The following is a 15,527-nucleotide window of genomic DNA, read 5'->3' as shown; positions in this document are numbered from 1 at the left end:
CACTATGACAACACGTCTCGCGATCGCGTTCCTGGGGCTCGGCAACATGGGCGGCCCCATGGCGGCCAATCTGCTTGGCGCAGGCCACCTTGTGCGCGGCTTCGACCCGGTGTCCGCAGTTGCCGGCGCCGCCGCCGACAAGGGCGTGACCCTGTTCGGCACCGCGGCCGAAGCGGTAGCCGACGCCGATGTCGTGATCACCATGCTGCCCAACGGTGACGTGGTGAAGCGCTGCTACAGCGAAGTGCTGCCGGCCGCGCGAGCCGGGGCGTTGTTCATCGACAGCTCCACGATCTCGGTGAACGACGCCCGCGAGGCCCACGGGCTGGCCGGGTCACACGGTATGCAGCAACTCGACGCACCCGTGTCCGGCGGCGTCAAGGGCGCCGCGGCCGGGACGCTGGCTTTCATGGTCGGCGGCGAAACTGACGCCCTGGATCGGGCTCGTCCGGTGCTGGAACCGATGGCGGGCAAGATCATCCACTGTGGCGCGGCCGGAGCAGGCCAGGCCGCCAAGTTGTGCAACAACATGGTGCTGGCCGTGCAGCAGATCGCCATCGGCGAGGCGTTCGTGCTCGCCGAGAAACTCGGGCTGGAAGCGAAATCACTGTTCGACGTGATCACCGGCGCGACCGGCAACTGCTGGGCGGTGCACACCAATTGCCCGGTGCCAGGGCCGGTTCCAACGTCACCCGCCAACAACGACTTCAAGCCCGGCTTCGCTGCCGCGCTGATGAACAAAGACCTGGGACTGGCGATGGACGCGGTCGCTTCGACCGGTGCGGCGGCGCCGTTGGGCACGCACGCGGCACAGATCTACGCCGAATTCGCCGCCACACACCCCGGCAAGGACTTCAGCGCGATCATCGAACAACTGCGGACCTAGAAGTCACCGGCGTTGCGCCGCAACGTCTCGATCGACGACACCAGCGCCTGCGATTCGTCGGCGGCCATCCCGATGTCGGCGAACACCTGCTCGTTGAGCGTGACCGTGGCGTCCTCCACGGTGGATCGGCCGAGATCGGTGATTTCCACCAGCGTGGTGCGTCCATCGGTGGGATGCGGCACCCGTCGCACCAGACCGTCGGCCTCCAGGCGCCGGATCGCATGGGTGACGCTGGTGACGTGCACCTGCAACCGGTCGGAAGCTTTGGTGATCGGCAATGCCCCGGTGCGGCTGAACGCCAGTAGGCGCAGCAGTTCGTAGCGGGAGAAGCTCAGGTCGTAGGGACGCAGCGCCGCTTCGACGCGCGCCAGCAGGATCTGGTGGGCCCGCATCACCGACGTCACTGCGACCATGCCCCCCGAGACTTCACCCCAGCCGGCCCGTTCCCAATTGGTCCGTGCCGCAGCGATCGGATCGCGCTTCTGGGAGTCGGCCACGCCCCTTTCTTACCCCAAGGGCAACAACCGGCCTAGCCAGCCCCACCAGCGGGGGCGGACGGCTTCACAAGGTCAGGATCCGCGGCCCCGCCTCGGTGACCGCGACCGTGTGTTCCCAGTGCGCCGCACGCGAGCCGTCGACGGTGATGACCGTCCATTTGTCGTCGAGAACGGATGTCTTACCGGTTCCCAGCGTCAGCATCGGTTCGATCGCCAGCACCGAACCGTCGGCGAGTAACGGGCCCCGGCCCGGCGCGCCTTCGTTGGGCAGGAACGGGTCCAGGTGCATCTGCCGGCCGATGCCGTGCCCGCCGTATCCCTCGACGATTCCGAACGCGCGGTCGTAGCGGACCTCGGCGGCGCGCGTGCCCGTTTCGATGGCGTGTGAGACGTCGGTCAACCGATTCCCGATGACCATCGCCGCGATACCGGCCTCCAGCGACTCCCGGGTCGCCTCCGACAGTGCTTCGTCGGCGGGGATCAGGGCGCCCACCCCGAAGCTGACGGCCGCGTCGCCGTGCCAGCCGTCCAGGATCGCACCGCAGTCGATGGACACCAGGTCGCCCGGCACGAGTACCTCGGCGGCCGACGGGATCCCGTGCACGACACGGTCGTTGACCGATGCGCAGATCGAGGCGGGATAGCCGTGGTAGCCCAGGAAGGACGGGACCGCCCCGGCATCGCGGATCACCGATTCGGCGATCTCGTCCAGTGCCAGGGTGGAGACGCCGGCCACAGCGGCGGATTGCACGGCGCGCAACGCGGCTGCGACGACGGCTCCGGCCGCGGCCATCGCGTCGAGTTCATCGGCGGTGCGCTGCGGCACCACTCGGCGGCCCCGCAGCCGTGCCAGGGCACCCATGGGCTATTTGCCCAGGGCTTGCAGTGCGCGCGCGAACACCTCGTCCAGGGAGCCCACGGCGTCGACGGTCTTGAGCTCGTCGCTGTAGTAATCGAGCAGCGGCGCGGTCTCCTCGCGGTAGACCTTGAACCGGTTGCGGATGACTTCTTCGGTGTCGTCGTCGCGGCCCCGGTCGGTGAGCCGCTTCAGCAGCTCCTCCTCGGACACCCGGAACTCGATCACCGCATCGACGTCGGTGTTGCGCCGCTGCAGCATGTCGTGCAGCGCCTCGGCCTGCGCCACCGAGCGCGGGTATCCGTCCAGGATGAAGCCGTCGGCCGCGTCCGAGTCGTCCAGCCGGTCATCGACGAGCTGGTTGGTCAGCTCGGAGGGCACCAGGTCGCCCGCGTCCAGATACCGTTTGGCCTCCAGGCCCAGCTTGGTGCCATCTTTGATGTTGCTGCGAAACAGGTCCCCGGTGGAGATATGTGGAACGCCCAGTTTTTGCGCCAGCTTCTCGGCCTGCGTCCCCTTGCCCGCCCCCGGCGGCCCGAGCAAAACAACTCTCACTTGAGGAATCCTTCGTAATTGCGCTGCATGAGCTGACTCTCGATTTGTTTGACCGTATCCAACCCGACGCCGATCATGATCAGCACCGCGGTACCCCCGAAGGGTAGATTCTGGATCCCCCCGCTGTTGCCCATCTGTAGGAACACGTTGGGCAGCACGGAGATCACGCCGAGGTAGATCGAGCCCGGCAGGGTGATGCGGCTCAGCACATAACGCAAATAGTCGGCGGTCGGTCGGCCGGGACGGATACCGGGAATGAAGCCGCCGAACTTCTTCATTTCGTCGGCACGTTCGTCCGGGTTGAAGGTGATCGACACATAGAAGTACGTGAAGAAGATGATCAGACTGAAATAGATGCCGACGTAGACGGGGTTGCTCGGGTCTGACAGATAGCTGCCGACGAACTTGTCCCACCAGCTGTGCCCGCTCCCGGCGCCGCCGCTGCGCACCAGCTGGGTGATCAGGTTCGGAATGTAGATCAGCGAGGACGCGAAGATGACCGGGATGACGCCGGCCTGGTTGACCTTCAGCGGCAGGTACGTCGACGTTCCGCCGTACATTCGCCGACCCACCATGCGCTTGGCGTACTGCACCGGGATGCGTCGTTGGCCCTGTTCCACGAACACCACGCCGACGATGATGAGCAGCGCGGCTCCCAGCACGGCGGCGAAAATCATGCCGCCGCGACTCTGCAGGATCTGGTTGCCCTCAGCGGGAATGCGGGCGGCGATGCCGACGAAAATCAGCAATGACATGCCGTTGCCGATCCCGCGTTCGGTGATCAGCTCGCCCATCCACATGACCAGCGCGGCGCCGGCGGTCATCACCAGCACGATCACGATCTCGGCGAAGATGCTCTGGTCGGCAAGGATGTCCAGCGAGCAGCCCTGGAGCAGGCCACCGTTCGCCGCCAGCGCCACGATGCTGGTGGCCTGCAGGATGGCCAGCGCGATCGCCAGATAACGCGTGTACTGCGTCATCTTCGCCTGCCCGGACTGACCTTCTTTGCGGAGTTCCTCGAAGCGGGGAATGACCACGGTGAGCAGCTGGACGATGATGCTCGCGGTGATGTACGGCATCACGCCCACCGCGAAGACTGTCAGCTTGAGCAGCGCACCGCCGGAGAACAGGTTGATCAGCGAATAGATCTGTCCGGCCTGGCCGCCGCTGGCTTCCTTGATGCACTGCTGGACATTGGGGAAGTTGACACCCGGAGACGGTAGCGCGGCGCCCAGCCGGTACAGCACCACGATGCTCAGCGTGAACAGGATCTTTCGTCTCAGGTCGGCTGTCCGCAGCGATGAGATGAAAGCCGAAAGCACTCTTCCTCCTGCGCAGCCGAACTCTGGTCGCGGCATGCCAACCGGGATTGGCCGGCTGGGTCCTTTTCCTGATCATTCCTGGGTTATTCCGCATGCACGTGCCTAATACCAGCAGGCCAGGACGTAGGACCGGCCACGATGCAAGCGCGTCAAACCGTGTACGAGACTAACAGCTAACCGGCGCAGCTCCGTCCACGGCACCACACGTCGTCGCCCGGTGCCACCTGTGCGGCGTAGAGTCTGGGGAGCTCGTTACATTGGCTAAGTAATAGAAACCTGTTTGCGGGGAGATGTCGATGACCCAGCTGGGCAGTGCCCGATTCGAGGGCGACACGTGGGATCTGGCGTCCAGTGTCGGGTTGACGGCCACCATGGTCGCGGCGGCGCGGGCCGTCGCCGCGCGGGACGCCGACGGTGCCGGCGCAGTAGCCGCCGACCACTTCGCCGAGCCGCTGGTCCGGGCCGTAGGTGTCGACTTCTTCTCCCGGTTGGCCGGGGGCGAGCTGGACCTGTCCGATTTCGACGAGGAAACCGCCACCGCAACAGCGCATTTCGCCAACGCCATGGCTGTTCGCACCAGGTTCTTCGACGACTTCTTCGCCGCAGCGACGGCGACCGGCATCCGGCAGGCCGTCATCTTGGCCGCCGGTCTGGACTCCCGCGCCTACCGGTTGCCCTGGCCGGCGGGCACCACGGTGTTCGAGGTCGACCAGCCCGCGGTGATCGAGTTCAAGACCGCCACGCTGTCCGGCTTGGGCGCCGAACCGACTGCGGACCGACGGACGGTGGCGGTCGATCTGCGCGAAGATTGGCCGGCCGCGCTCCGCGCGGCGGGCTTCGATCCCACCCAGCGCACCGCCTGGATCGCCGAGGGGTTGCTGGGGTATCTGCCGGCTGAGGCGCAGGACCGCCTGCTTGACCAGATCACCGCGCAGAGCGTGCCGGGCAGCCGGTTCGCCACCGAGGGTCTGCTGGACATCAACGAACTCAACGAAGACGAACTCCGGCGCCGGATGCGTCGCCACAATGAGCGCTGGAGCCGGCACGGCCTCGACTTCGACATGGCCGCGCTGGTCTACTTCGACGACCGCACCGATGCGGGGACCTACCTGTCCGAACGCGGGTGGCAGACGACCACCGCGAGCAACGCCGAGCTGTTCACCACGCACGGGCTGCCGCAGGCGCAGGGTGACGACGCCCCGTTCGGCGAGGTGGTCTTCCTCAGCGCGGAGCTGCGGTAACGATGTCCCAACCGGAGTCACAGCGATCCACCGGCGACAGCTGGGATCTGGCGTCCAGTGTGGGCGCAACCGCGACGATGGTTGCCGCCGCCCGGGCGGTGGCCAGCGAGCAGGACAACCCCGTCATCACCGACCCGTTCGCCGCACCGCTGGTGCGAGCCGTCGGGCTGGATTTCTTCACCCGCCTGATCGACGGCGAGGTCGCCGAAATCGCCGCCGACGACTCCCGCCGACGCGAGCTGACGTTGATGGCCGAGTCGATGGCCGTCCGCACCCGCTTCTTCGACGAGTTCTTCCTCGATGCCGCCCGCTCCGGCGTCCACCAGGCGGTGATCCTGGCGGCCGGCCTGGACGCGCGTGGCTACCGGCTGCACTGGCCGCGGGGCACCGTGGTCTATGAGATCGACCAGCCCAAGGTGATCGAGTTCAAGAACGCCACCATGTCGGAGCTGCGCGCCACCCCCTCGGCGCATCGCAAGGCGGTGAGCGTCGATCTGCGCGACGACTGGCCGGCAGCGCTGCGACGCAGCGGGTTCGAACCGTCGCGGGCCACCGCCTGGAGCGCCGAGGGCTTGTTGATGTATCTGCCACCCGACGCCCAGGACCGGCTCTTCGACAACATCACCGAGCTCAGCGGGCCGGGCAGCCGGGTGGCTACCGAATACCATCCCGAGTCCACGGTGCCGATGGCTGACCGCGCCCAGGAGTTCAACCGGCGCTGGGCCAATCTGGGCTGCGACATCGACCTGTCCGGGCTATTCTACGTCGGCGAGCGCAACAACGTCGTCGACTACCTCACCGGGCACGGCTGGCAGGTGCGCGCCCGGCCCCGCCGGGATCTGTATGCCGACTACGGGCTGGTCTTCCCAGACGAACCCGAGGTGGGCCAGTTGCGCGACATCGTCACAGTGACTGCGACGCGCGAATAGCGTTGCGGCTATTCGGGATTGGCCGCCGGCGCCCGGACCACCATCGGTACTGCCGGGAAGGCCCACGCCATCTCCGAGCGTGATTTGCGCAGCGCCGCGGTGCCGTAACCCTTCTTGCGGTGCTCGGGGTGGATCCAGATCCGCACGTTCACCTCACCGTGCAGCAGCTCCCCGAAGACCATGCCCACCTTCTCGCCGGAGTCCACGGCGACGAACCAGGCCGCCTCCTCGTCGCGCAGCCGGCCCAGAGCCGCCCGGATCTCGTCGTCGATGGCGCCGGCCGGGGCGCCCGAGCCGTCCCCGGCGAACTTGATCTCCTCCGTTCGCGCGGTGAAGATGTCGCGGTCCTCCACTGCGGAGAATGCCCGCAGCTCCAGGGTCTCCCCCGAACTCGCCGGCCGCTCCTTGGCAGCAAAGCTGAGCTGTTTGTTCAGGTCGTCGAGCTCGGCCAGGGTCTTTGCGCGCGCATCCTGGGTGAGCTGCTCGAACGACATGCTCATCACGGCCTCGGCCGCCAGATGCGAGGTACCCAGCAGCTCGACGATGGCCTCGACCGCGGCCGGTTTGTTCTTCGCCGCCACTATCGCATCAGCAACCTCGTGCCGGCGTTCCAAAGCGGCCAGTAGGGTATCGGCGATCTCTCGACGGATGGCGGTCTGGTCGTGGTCAGTCATCGCATAAGCGTAGAACGCCGCCCACCGATGCGCGCCACCAATCCGCCCGTCATACCAATCGCGATCGACTGAGCTCCAGGAACCGGCGATACCGGTCCTTGGTCGGCCCCACCCAGTCCGGCCGCGGCTCGACGACGTGCTCGACCCGCGCCCAGCGGCCTGCGTCGGTGATCACCGACTCCAGTCCGACAGCCATCCGGGCCAGGAAAGCTGCCCCCAGGGCCGCCCCCTCAGCGACCGCGGACAGCTGGACGGGCCGACCCGTGGCGTCGGCAATGGCCTGCATCCAGGGCTGCAGCCGAGTGCCGCCGCCGGAGGCGATGATCCGCCGCACCGGCGCGCCGCTCAGTTCCAGCATCTGCCGGACGACGAAGCCGGACGCCTCGTAGGCGGCGCGCCGAAGGGCCGCGGCGTCGTGCGTCAGGTCCACGCCGTCGAGCAGGGCACGCCGGTCCGGATCGTGGAACGGGGTGCGCTCGCCACGGATGTAAGGCAACCACACTGGAACCCGACGCGGGTCACATGACATCGGATCAGCTTGTGCAACAACACGATCCACCCATCCCAGGAACATGCCACCGGCGTTGCTGGCACCGCCGATCATGCTCTTGCCGGGCGCGGTGTGCGGGATGGTCCACAAGCCCGGCACCTGCCGGGCAGCTGAAATCGTCGTCCATACGATCAATGTCGTGCCACAGAGCACCAGCACGTCGCCGTCCTGATCGGCGCCGGCGACGATCTGTTCACACAGCGCGTCGATGGCACCGGTCGCCAGTAGAGCGGTGTTCTGCGCGTCGCCGTGCAGGTGACTGATCGGTGCACCGAAGGTCTCCACCCGGGGCATCTGCTCGGTGCCGGCGCCGCGCTGGGCGCACTCCGCCGCATTCCACCCCGCCCCGTCGAACAACGGCAATGAGGTGATGGCCGTTGCGAAGTCGATCACCGGCTGTCCCGCCAGCGCATGATTGGCAACGGCGGGCGCCGGCCAGTAACCGGCGGCGTCCGGCGCCTGCGCGGCCGTCCAGCGCAGGAATTCGGCGGCCTCCCCCACCGCGGGAACGGGTTGTTCGGGAGCGTCGACCACCCGGCCGCGGCTGTCGCCGTACAGCAGGCCCGGGGTGAGGGGCCGGCCGGCCGCGTCGACAGCGGTCATCGACGGCACCATCGACGCGACGGCCACCGCTCGGACTCGCCCGGCCCCAGCTTCGGTCACCCGGTGCAGGGCGACCACCGGACCCTGTCGCCACGCCTCGTCCGCGTCGTGTTCCAGTTGGTCCGGTTCGGGCACGCGGAGCTGGTGCGGAATGCGGGCCCGCGCCACTACGCGGCCGTTCTCGTCGGCCGCAACCGCCTTGACCGCCGTGGTGCCGACGTCGATGCCGATTGTGACGTCTTCGCGTGACACGGGCGCCACGGTACGCCAGCATTGGCAGACGTGACCCCTCGACCGCGTGCCCTGGTGACCGCTCCGCTGCGCGGACCGGGCTTCGCCAAACTGCGGGAGCTGCTCGACGTGGTGTACGACCCCTGGATCGAGCAGGTGCCGCTGCGCATCTACAGCGCCGAGCAGCTGGCTGAGCGGATCACCGCCGAAGCCGCCGAAGTCCTTGTGGTGGAAAGCGATTCGGTACAGGGTCCGGTGCTGGAATTGGGCCTGCGCGCGGTCGCGTCCACCCGTGGCGACCCGAACAATGTGGACGTCGCCGGTGCGACGGCGGCCGGCGTCCCGGTGTTGTACGCCCCGGGCCGCAACGCCGATGCGGTCGCCGAGCTGACGGTGGCCCTGCTGCTGGCCGTCACCCGCGCATTGTTGACCGCGGATGCGGATGTGCGCAGCGGCAACATGTTTCGCGATGGCACCATCCCCTATCAGCGCTTCCGCGGGGCTGAGATCGCGGGGCTCACCGCCGGGTTGGTGGGCCTGGGCGCCGTCGGCCGGGCCACCCGGTGGCGGCTGGCCGGCCTGGGCCTGCGGGTCATCGCGTGCGATCCGTACAGCGACGAGGCCGGGCACTCTTTGGACGAGTTGCTGGCCGAGTCCGACATCGTCTCGCTGCACGCACCGGTCACCGAGGACACCACCGGGATGATCGGCGCCGAGCAGTTCGGTGCCATGCGGGACGGCGTGGTGTTCCTCAACACCGCACGCGCCCAACTGCACGACACCGATGCACTGGTCGATGCGCTGCGCAGCGGCAAGGTCGCCGCCGCCGGGCTGGATCATTTCGCGGGCGAGTGGCTGCCGGCCGATCACCCCCTGACCGGCATGCCCAACGTCGTACTCACCCCGCACATCGGCGGGGCCACCTGGAACACTGAGGCCCGGCAGGCGCAGATGGTTGCCGACGACCTGGAGGCACTGCTGTCCGGCGCCACGCCCGCCCATATCGTCAACCCGGAGGTGCTGGGCTCATGAAGTTCGTCGAGGACGCCGAAGTGGCGGTGCTCGCGGCGGCCAAGGACATGCTGCGCCGCGGACTGGTCGAAGGCACCGCCGGCAACATCTCGGCCCGCCGCTCCGACGGAAACCTGGTGATCACACCGTCGTCGGTGGACTATGCCGACATGGCACTCGACGACCTGGTGCTGATCGACCCGGACGGCGCCGTACTGCACGCCAAGGACGGCCGGATGCCGTCCACCGAGCTGCAACTGCATCTGGCGTGCTTAGCGGCATTCGACGACATCGGCAGCGTCATCCACAGCCATCCCGTCTGGGCCACCATGTTCGCCGTGGCACACCAACCGATTCCGGCCTGCATCGACGAGTTCGCGGTCTACTGCGGCGGGGACGTGCGCTGCGCCGAGTACGCCGCGTCGGGTACCCCCGATGTCGGCACCAACGCGGTCAAAGCCCTGGGGGGACGCGGCGCGGCCCTGATCGCCAATCACGGCCTGGTGGCCGTCGGCCCCCGGCCGGCCACGGCGTTGCACATCACCGCACTCGTCGAGCGGACCGCGCAAATCGCCTGGGGTGCGCGAGCTCTGGGGGGTCCGGTACCGGTGCCCGAAGAGGTCAACCGCAACTTTGCCGGCGTGTACACCTACCTGCGCGCGAACTCCTGAATCGCCGTACGCGGCTTAACCGAGACGCACCGGCAGCGACTCGTACACCGTCATGTTGTTGGCCAGGTTGGGCAGCTGCATCGGGGGTTCGCCCATCTCGATATCGTTGGTATGCAACACCGCGGCCCCCATGTCGAACAGTGTTCGAGTCCGCGGGTCAATGAACCGATCCGCCGGTCACCGGCGGTGCGCTGACGCCCGGAACTGCCGAGGCGGACCGCCGTGGGTGCGGCCGAACAGCCTGCTGAAATATCCGGGATCGGGTATGCCGACCCGTCTGGCGACCTCGCCCACCGGCAGATCAGTATCGGCCAGCAACTCGCGAGCCTCGGCCATGCGGCGCTCGATGATCCATTCCTGCACGGTGCGTCCGGTGCGCCGGCGCACGATCGTGGTCAGGTGCCCGGGCGTCATCCCGACCTCGCCCGCCACGTCCCGCAGTGACAATGGTTCACCGTGTCGACGGTCGATCACCGCGAACACCTCTGCCAGCAGCGGTTCGCCGCTACGCCGCAGATCGGCCACCACGTCTTTGGCCAGGCGCGCCAGTTCGATCAGCAGCAGGGTCAGGTGCGCCAGGACCGCCTGCCGATAGCCGTCCTGGCGCAGGGTCAGCTCGGTCTGCATCGACTGGATCGCCTCATCCCACGCCGGTCGCCGGTCCGGGGGCACCTTCAGACACAGCACCCCACCCGTCCGGCCGTGCAGGAACGGGAACAGCAGCGGATGGGCCTGCCACGCCGGCCACGGGGACCGCGCGTCCTCTCCGAGGGCGGACGGATCGAAGAACACCGCGAATCCCTCCTCAGCCGGCGCTACCTGCGCGGGGTCGAGCACCTTGCCGGGAGCGACGACGCGCACCAATCCGGCCGCCGGCGCGTACCAGAGCGCCGGAAAGTCGTGGATGTGCGGGTGCGGCTCGACGAGCTGATCGCGCCGGGCTATTGAGACCGGGGGCGTGTCCGGATCACTGCGATACCGGTAGACCGGAACGCCTCCACGATGCCGACTGAGTCGAGTTGGGGCGGTCATCTAACCGAAGATAGTCCTAATTTCGACGAGAATCGACCAATGATGCTTGCGCTAAATACGGAACAGTAGTGACATGACCAAACATCATCCACCTGACTACTTGCCTGCCACTGGCCTACCCGGCCTGCTGCCCGCGTACGACCTGATCGCACGGGTACTGGGATTTCGCCGCGTCTATGCCAGGCTGATCACGCACGCCGAACTCCGCGACGGCCAGCGGGTATTGGAAATCGGTTGCGGCACCGGCAATGTCCTCATCGCGGCCAAACGCTCGCACCCCGGGATCGACGCGGTGGGGACCGACCCCGACCCGCAGATACTGGACCGCGCGCGACGAAAGGCACACGGGCTGAGCGGCATTCGGTTCGAAGAAGGGTATGCCCAGCAGCTACCCTGCGCCGACGGCGAATTCGACCGGGTGTTGTCCTCGATGATGCTGCACCACCTCCCCGACGACGCGAAACCTGCTGCCGCTGCCGAGATCTTCCGTGTGTTGCGGCCTGGCGGCAGCCTGCACCTGGTCGATATCGGCGGCGAGATGACCGCCCCGCCAAGCCCGATAACCAGGCGGATGAGGAGCAACCACCACGCCGCCGGCAATCTCGGCGACGCGATTCCACGCCTGCTGGATACGGCCGGGTTCGACTGCGCGCAGGTCGCCACCCAGTCGCACCGCCTGCTCGGGCAGCTGGTGTATTACCGGGCCAGCCGCCCGGTCTGACCGCCGGCGACGCCCCGTTCGAGCTTTTGTTATATTGGCTAAGTATCAGTGAGACCCCCGGATCGAGGAACCCGCATGACTGCCAGCACCGCACGGTACGACGGAGACACCTGGGATTTGGCGACCAGCGTCGGGGTGACCGCGACCATGGTCGCCGCCGGCCGCGCAATGGCCACGCGTGCCGAGAATCCGCTGATCAACGACCCGTTCGCCGAACCGCTGGTACGGGCGGTCGGCGTGGATCTGCTCACCCGGCTGGCGACCGGTGCGACCACCGTCGCCGAACTCGACAGCGATCCGCAGCGCCCGTTCAGCGGGGTCGCCAACGTCGCGGAGAACATGGCCGTGCGCACCAAATTCTTCGACGAGTTCTTTCTGGAGGCGACGCGGGCGGGCATCAAGCAGGCCGTGATCCTCGCCTCCGGCCTGGACGCCCGGGCTTACCGGTTGACCTGGCCGGACCAGACCGTGGTCTTCGAGATCGACCAGCCGCAGGTCATCGAGTTCAAGTCGCGCACCCTGGCCGAGTTGGGCGCGACCCCCAGTGCCGACCGGCGCGCCGTGTCCGTCGACCTGCGCGACGACTGGCCGACCGCGTTGCGTCAGGCGGGATTCAACCCCGCCCTGCCCACCGCGTGGAGCGCGGAGGGACTGCTGGGGTACCTGCCGCCGGAAGCCCAGGACCGCCTGCTGGACACCATCACCGAGCTCAGCGCGCCGGGCAGCCGGCTGGCCACCGAGGGCATGAACCGAACCGAGCCCGTCGACGAGAATGACCTACGGCAGCACATGGAAAAGGTCTCCGAACGCTGGCGCGCGCACGGATTCGACATCGACATGGGTAATCTGATCTACCTCGGTGAGCGCAACGAAGTCGCGGCGTACCTCACAGCTCACGGCTGGCAGATCACCACCATCGCCCTGCCGGAGCTGCGTGCGGCCAACGGTCTCCCGCCTGCCGTGGTGGAGGAGGATGCGCCCGCCGTCGAGATGCTCTACGTCAGCGGTACCCTGCCCGAGGACCACTAGGAGACATTGATGCCACGCGCTCACGACGACAACTGGGATCTGGCGTCCAGCGTCGGCGCCACCGCGACCATGGTCGCGGCCGGGCGCGCGATGGTCACGAACACGCCCGGCGGGTTGATCGACGACCCGTTCGCCGAACCGCTGGTGCGTGCCGTCGGGGTGGATTTCTTCACCAAGATGATGGACGGCAAACTCGACCCCGAGACGTTCGAGAACATCAACCCGGCACGGGTGCAGGCGATGATCGACGGAATGGGCGTGCGCACCAAGTACTTTGACGAGTACTTCGCGCAAGCCACCGACGCGGGGGTGCGACAGGTCGTGATCCTGGCGTCCGGACTGGACGCACGCGCCTACCGGCTGCCGTGGCGCGCCGGGACAGTGGTCTACGAGATCGACCAGCCACAGGTGATCGAGTTCAAGACCACCACCCTGGACGACCTCGGTGCTACGCCCACCGCAGATCGGCGGACGGTCGCGATCGACCTGCGCGGCGACTGGCCGACGGCGCTGCGGGCGGCGGGGCTTGATCCGACCCAACCGACGGCATGGCTTGCCGAAGGCCTACTGATCTACCTGCCGCCGGACGCCCAAGACCGGTTGTTCGACAACATCATCGCGCTGAGCGTCCCCGGAAGCACCATCGCAACCGAATTCGTCCCTGGCATAGTGGATTTCGATGCCGACAAGGTTCGTGAGATGTCGGGAAGCTTCCGCGATCACGGCGTGGACATCGACATGGCCTCGCTGGTCTACTCCGGCGAGCGCAATCATGTCGTCGACTACCTGCGCGCCAGGGGCTGGGACACCGATGCGGTGACCCGCACCGAACTATTCGAACGACACAATCTGACGGTCCCCGCGCCCGAGAACAACGACCCGCTCGGCGAGATCATCTTCATCAGCGCGCGACTGACGGCCTAGAACCGCGCCTGCCCCAGCCACAGCACGCTGGCACCGCTGACCGTCTGCTCCAGTTGATCGACAATGCCGAGGACCGAACGCGTGAGCAACGCCCCGACAGCGTCGGGCAACGACGCCGCGCCCGGCTGCGAGGACGCCCGTGGCCGCAGCAGGTCCAGCAACGACGAGCCCGGATAGCTCACGATCCGCGCCGGCACGTCCGGGTCGAGGCCGGCGAGCACCTTGGCCCGGCGCACCGCGGTCCGAAAGCCGCCCAACTCGTCGACCAGACCCCGCTCGAAGGCATCGGCGCCGGTCCAAACCCGGCCGCGGGCAACGACATCCACGTCCTGAGTGGTCAGATTGCGGCCCTGCGCGGCGCGTTCGACGAAGTCGGTGTAGAACAGGTCGGCTTCGGCCTCCCGATGCGCCTGCTGCTCGGGGGTGAACGGCGCGTCGATCGACCAGGCGTCGGCATTGGCATTGGTGCGCACGGTTTCCGACGCGACCCCGAGTCGGTCCTTGAGGTCCCGCACCACCAACTTGCCGGTGATGACGCCGATGGATCCGGTGATGGTGCCGGGATTCGCCACGATGGCATCGGCGCCCATCGACACGTAGTACCCGCCGGACGCGGCGACCGATCCCATCGAGGCCACTACCGGCTTGCCGCGCTCGCGTGCGCGTTTGACCTCGCGCCAGATGCTCTCCGACGCCGTCACGGACCCGCCGGGGCTGTCCACCCGCAGCACGATCGCCGAGATGGCGTCATCGGCCGCCGCCTCCCGCAGCGCCGCAGCGATCGTGTCGCCGCCGGCATTCGACGGCCCCAACGGCAGGCCCTGCGGCCCGCCCCGGCCGTTGACGATGGCACCCTCGACGGTGACCACGGCAACCGTCGGCTTGGGCCGGCGTCCCGGGATCGACGGCACCGGCGGCGACAGCCGCGACCGCGCCGAGCCGGCATAGCGGGCCAGATACATCCGCGGCGGCGTCTCATCCGGGTCGGCATCCGCGCGATCAGACGAATCATGGTGCGCATCAGTCAGTTCCGCGATGCGCGCATATGCCTCGTCGCGGAATCCGATCCGGTCCACCAGCCCGGAGGCCAGCGCGTCGTCACGCAGCAGCGGAGCGCGATCGGCCAGCTCGTCCAGGGCGCCGGCATCGATCCGGCGCGACTCGGCGACGGCCTGCCACACCTGATCCTGCAGACTCTCCAGCATGCGGGTCACCGCTTCGCGATGGGCGTCGGTGAAGCCGTCCTCGGTGAAAAGGTTTGCCGCCGACTTGTATTCGCCGCGCGCGATGAACTGGGCCTCGATGCCCGCTTTGGCCAGGGCATCGCGCAGAAACATCGCGTTGCTCGCGAAGCCGATCAGCCCGACCTCACCCGAAGGCTGCATCCAGACCTCACGGAATGCCGACGCCAGGTAATAGGACAGCGTGCCCGGGAAAGTCTCCGCCCAGGCCAGCGACGGCTTGACGGCACTGAACGCAGCGATGGCGTCCCGCAATTCCTGGACCGCGCCGATCGGTGACGGGGACAGCTGCACGCGGGCGATCAGCCCGGCGACGCGCGGGTCTTCGGCGGCACGGTGAATCGCGGCGACCGCCTCGCGCAGCGGCAGCTGCCGGCCGCCGCCGCTGATGATCGTGAGCGGGTCGAACCCGGTGGTCTCCGGCGGCATGCTGCGCAGGTCGAACTCGAGGACGCACCCGTTGGGTATGCCGTGGTGACGGGCGGTGTCGACCCGGTCGACCAGCGCCCGCACGTCGTCGACTCCGGGCAGGTTAGGCAGAAAGGCGAACATGT

Annotated in this window: 16 protein-coding genes; 8 read left to right on the top strand and 8 right to left on the bottom strand. The window is 67.8% G+C overall.

What is annotated here, in order from left to right; genetic code table 11:
- The first annotated feature begins 4 nt into the window (after nt 1–4).
- A complete protein-coding gene (gene mmsB / locus AC5Y5Z_RS04415; RefSeq protein ID WP_499923601.1) occupies nt 5–886 on the top strand; it encodes a 3-hydroxyisobutyrate dehydrogenase in 882 nt (293 codons plus the stop codon).
- Here the strand turns inward: mmsB and AC5Y5Z_RS04410 are convergent.
- The 4 genes from AC5Y5Z_RS04410 to secY form a co-directional block, all read right to left on the bottom strand.
- Nucleotides 883–1,383, bottom strand: coding sequence for a MarR family winged helix-turn-helix transcriptional regulator (locus AC5Y5Z_RS04410; RefSeq protein WP_463825866.1), 501 nt, complete (start codon nt 1,381–1,383; stop codon nt 883–885). The two genes, mmsB and AC5Y5Z_RS04410, sit on opposite strands and share 4 nt — an antisense overlap.
- A 64-nt stretch (nt 1,384–1,447) precedes the next feature.
- Nucleotides 1,448–2,245, bottom strand: coding sequence for a type I methionyl aminopeptidase (gene map, locus AC5Y5Z_RS04405; protein WP_499923595.1), 798 nt, complete (start codon nt 2,243–2,245; stop codon nt 1,448–1,450).
- A gap of 3 nt (nt 2,246–2,248) precedes the next feature.
- Nucleotides 2,249–2,794, bottom strand: a complete 546-nt coding sequence (locus AC5Y5Z_RS04400; RefSeq protein ID WP_463825864.1) for an adenylate kinase — start codon at nt 2,792–2,794, stop codon at nt 2,249–2,251.
- A complete protein-coding gene (secY, locus tag AC5Y5Z_RS04395) occupies nt 2,791–4,116 on the bottom strand; it encodes a preprotein translocase subunit SecY (RefSeq protein WP_463825863.1) in 1,326 nt (441 codons plus the stop codon). Before secY ends, AC5Y5Z_RS04400 begins: the two co-directional genes overlap by 4 nt.
- 296 nt (nt 4,117–4,412) lie before the next feature.
- Between secY and AC5Y5Z_RS04390 the strand changes: the two genes are divergently transcribed.
- Together AC5Y5Z_RS04390 and AC5Y5Z_RS04385 are read left to right on the top strand one after the other, a co-directional pair.
- The gene (locus AC5Y5Z_RS04390; protein WP_499923591.1) at nt 4,413–5,357 is read left to right on the top strand and encodes a class I SAM-dependent methyltransferase; all 945 of its coding nucleotides are present in this window, start codon (nt 4,413–4,415) and stop codon (nt 5,355–5,357) included.
- Nucleotides 5,358–5,359: 2 nt separating this feature from the next.
- Complete coding sequence (locus AC5Y5Z_RS04385; RefSeq protein ID WP_499923590.1) at nt 5,360–6,286, top strand: class I SAM-dependent methyltransferase; 927 nt, start codon at nt 5,360–5,362, stop codon at nt 6,284–6,286.
- Between the two features lie 8 nt (nt 6,287–6,294).
- Here the strand turns inward: AC5Y5Z_RS04385 and AC5Y5Z_RS04380 are convergent, their stop codons facing one another.
- Nucleotides 6,295–6,960, bottom strand: coding sequence for a GNAT family N-acetyltransferase (locus AC5Y5Z_RS04380; protein ID WP_463825860.1), 666 nt, complete (start codon nt 6,958–6,960; stop codon nt 6,295–6,297).
- A gap of 49 nt (nt 6,961–7,009) precedes the next feature.
- Nucleotides 7,010–8,365 carry a xylulokinase gene (locus AC5Y5Z_RS04375; protein ID WP_499923588.1) on the bottom strand — a complete coding sequence of 452 codons (1,356 nt, stop codon included), beginning with the start codon at nt 8,363–8,365 and terminating at the stop codon, nt 7,010–7,012.
- Nucleotides 8,366–8,395: 30 nt separating this feature from the next.
- On the opposite strand from AC5Y5Z_RS04375, the gene AC5Y5Z_RS04370 reads away from it, so the two are divergent.
- A complete protein-coding gene (locus AC5Y5Z_RS04370; RefSeq protein WP_499923585.1) occupies nt 8,396–9,376 on the top strand; it encodes an NAD(P)-dependent oxidoreductase in 981 nt (326 codons plus the stop codon).
- Nucleotides 9,373–10,026 (top strand): L-fuculose-phosphate aldolase, encoded by a 654-nt coding sequence (locus AC5Y5Z_RS04365; protein WP_499923583.1) that lies wholly within the window; start codon nt 9,373–9,375, stop codon nt 10,024–10,026. The genes AC5Y5Z_RS04370 and AC5Y5Z_RS04365 overlap by 4 nt, the downstream gene beginning before the upstream one ends.
- Before the next feature lie 177 nt (nt 10,027–10,203).
- Here the strand turns inward: AC5Y5Z_RS04365 and AC5Y5Z_RS04360 are convergent, their stop codons facing one another.
- Nucleotides 10,204–11,058 (bottom strand): helix-turn-helix transcriptional regulator, encoded by an 855-nt coding sequence (locus AC5Y5Z_RS04360; RefSeq protein WP_499923582.1) that lies wholly within the window; start codon nt 11,056–11,058, stop codon nt 10,204–10,206.
- Between the two features lie 73 nt (nt 11,059–11,131).
- On the opposite strand from AC5Y5Z_RS04360, the gene AC5Y5Z_RS04355 reads away from it, so the two are divergent.
- From AC5Y5Z_RS04355 to AC5Y5Z_RS04345, 3 genes are all read left to right on the top strand, one after another.
- Nucleotides 11,132–11,779: a class I SAM-dependent methyltransferase gene (locus AC5Y5Z_RS04355; RefSeq protein WP_499923580.1), complete on the top strand. Its 648-nt coding sequence runs from the start codon at nt 11,132–11,134 to the stop codon at nt 11,777–11,779.
- A 75-nt stretch (nt 11,780–11,854) separates the two neighbouring features.
- Nucleotides 11,855–12,808 carry a class I SAM-dependent methyltransferase gene (locus AC5Y5Z_RS04350; RefSeq protein ID WP_499923579.1) on the top strand — a complete coding sequence of 318 codons (954 nt, stop codon included), beginning with the start codon at nt 11,855–11,857 and terminating at the stop codon, nt 12,806–12,808.
- 9 nt (nt 12,809–12,817) lie between these two features.
- Entirely contained in the window at nt 12,818–13,732 is a 915-nt protein-coding gene (locus AC5Y5Z_RS04345; protein WP_499923576.1) for a class I SAM-dependent methyltransferase, read from the top strand.
- Here AC5Y5Z_RS04345 and sppA read toward each other — a convergent pair.
- Nucleotides 13,729–15,525 (bottom strand): signal peptide peptidase SppA, encoded by a 1,797-nt coding sequence (gene sppA / locus AC5Y5Z_RS04340; protein ID WP_499923574.1) that lies wholly within the window; start codon nt 15,523–15,525, stop codon nt 13,729–13,731. The two genes, AC5Y5Z_RS04345 and sppA, sit on opposite strands and share 4 nt — an antisense overlap.
- Nucleotides 15,526–15,527 lie beyond the last annotated feature (2 nt).

The sequence above is a fragment of the Mycobacterium sp. NGS29 genome (genome assembly GCF_059812965.1).
Note: the sequence above shows the minus strand (reverse complement) of the source record. Positions and strands in the feature narration are given on the sequence as shown.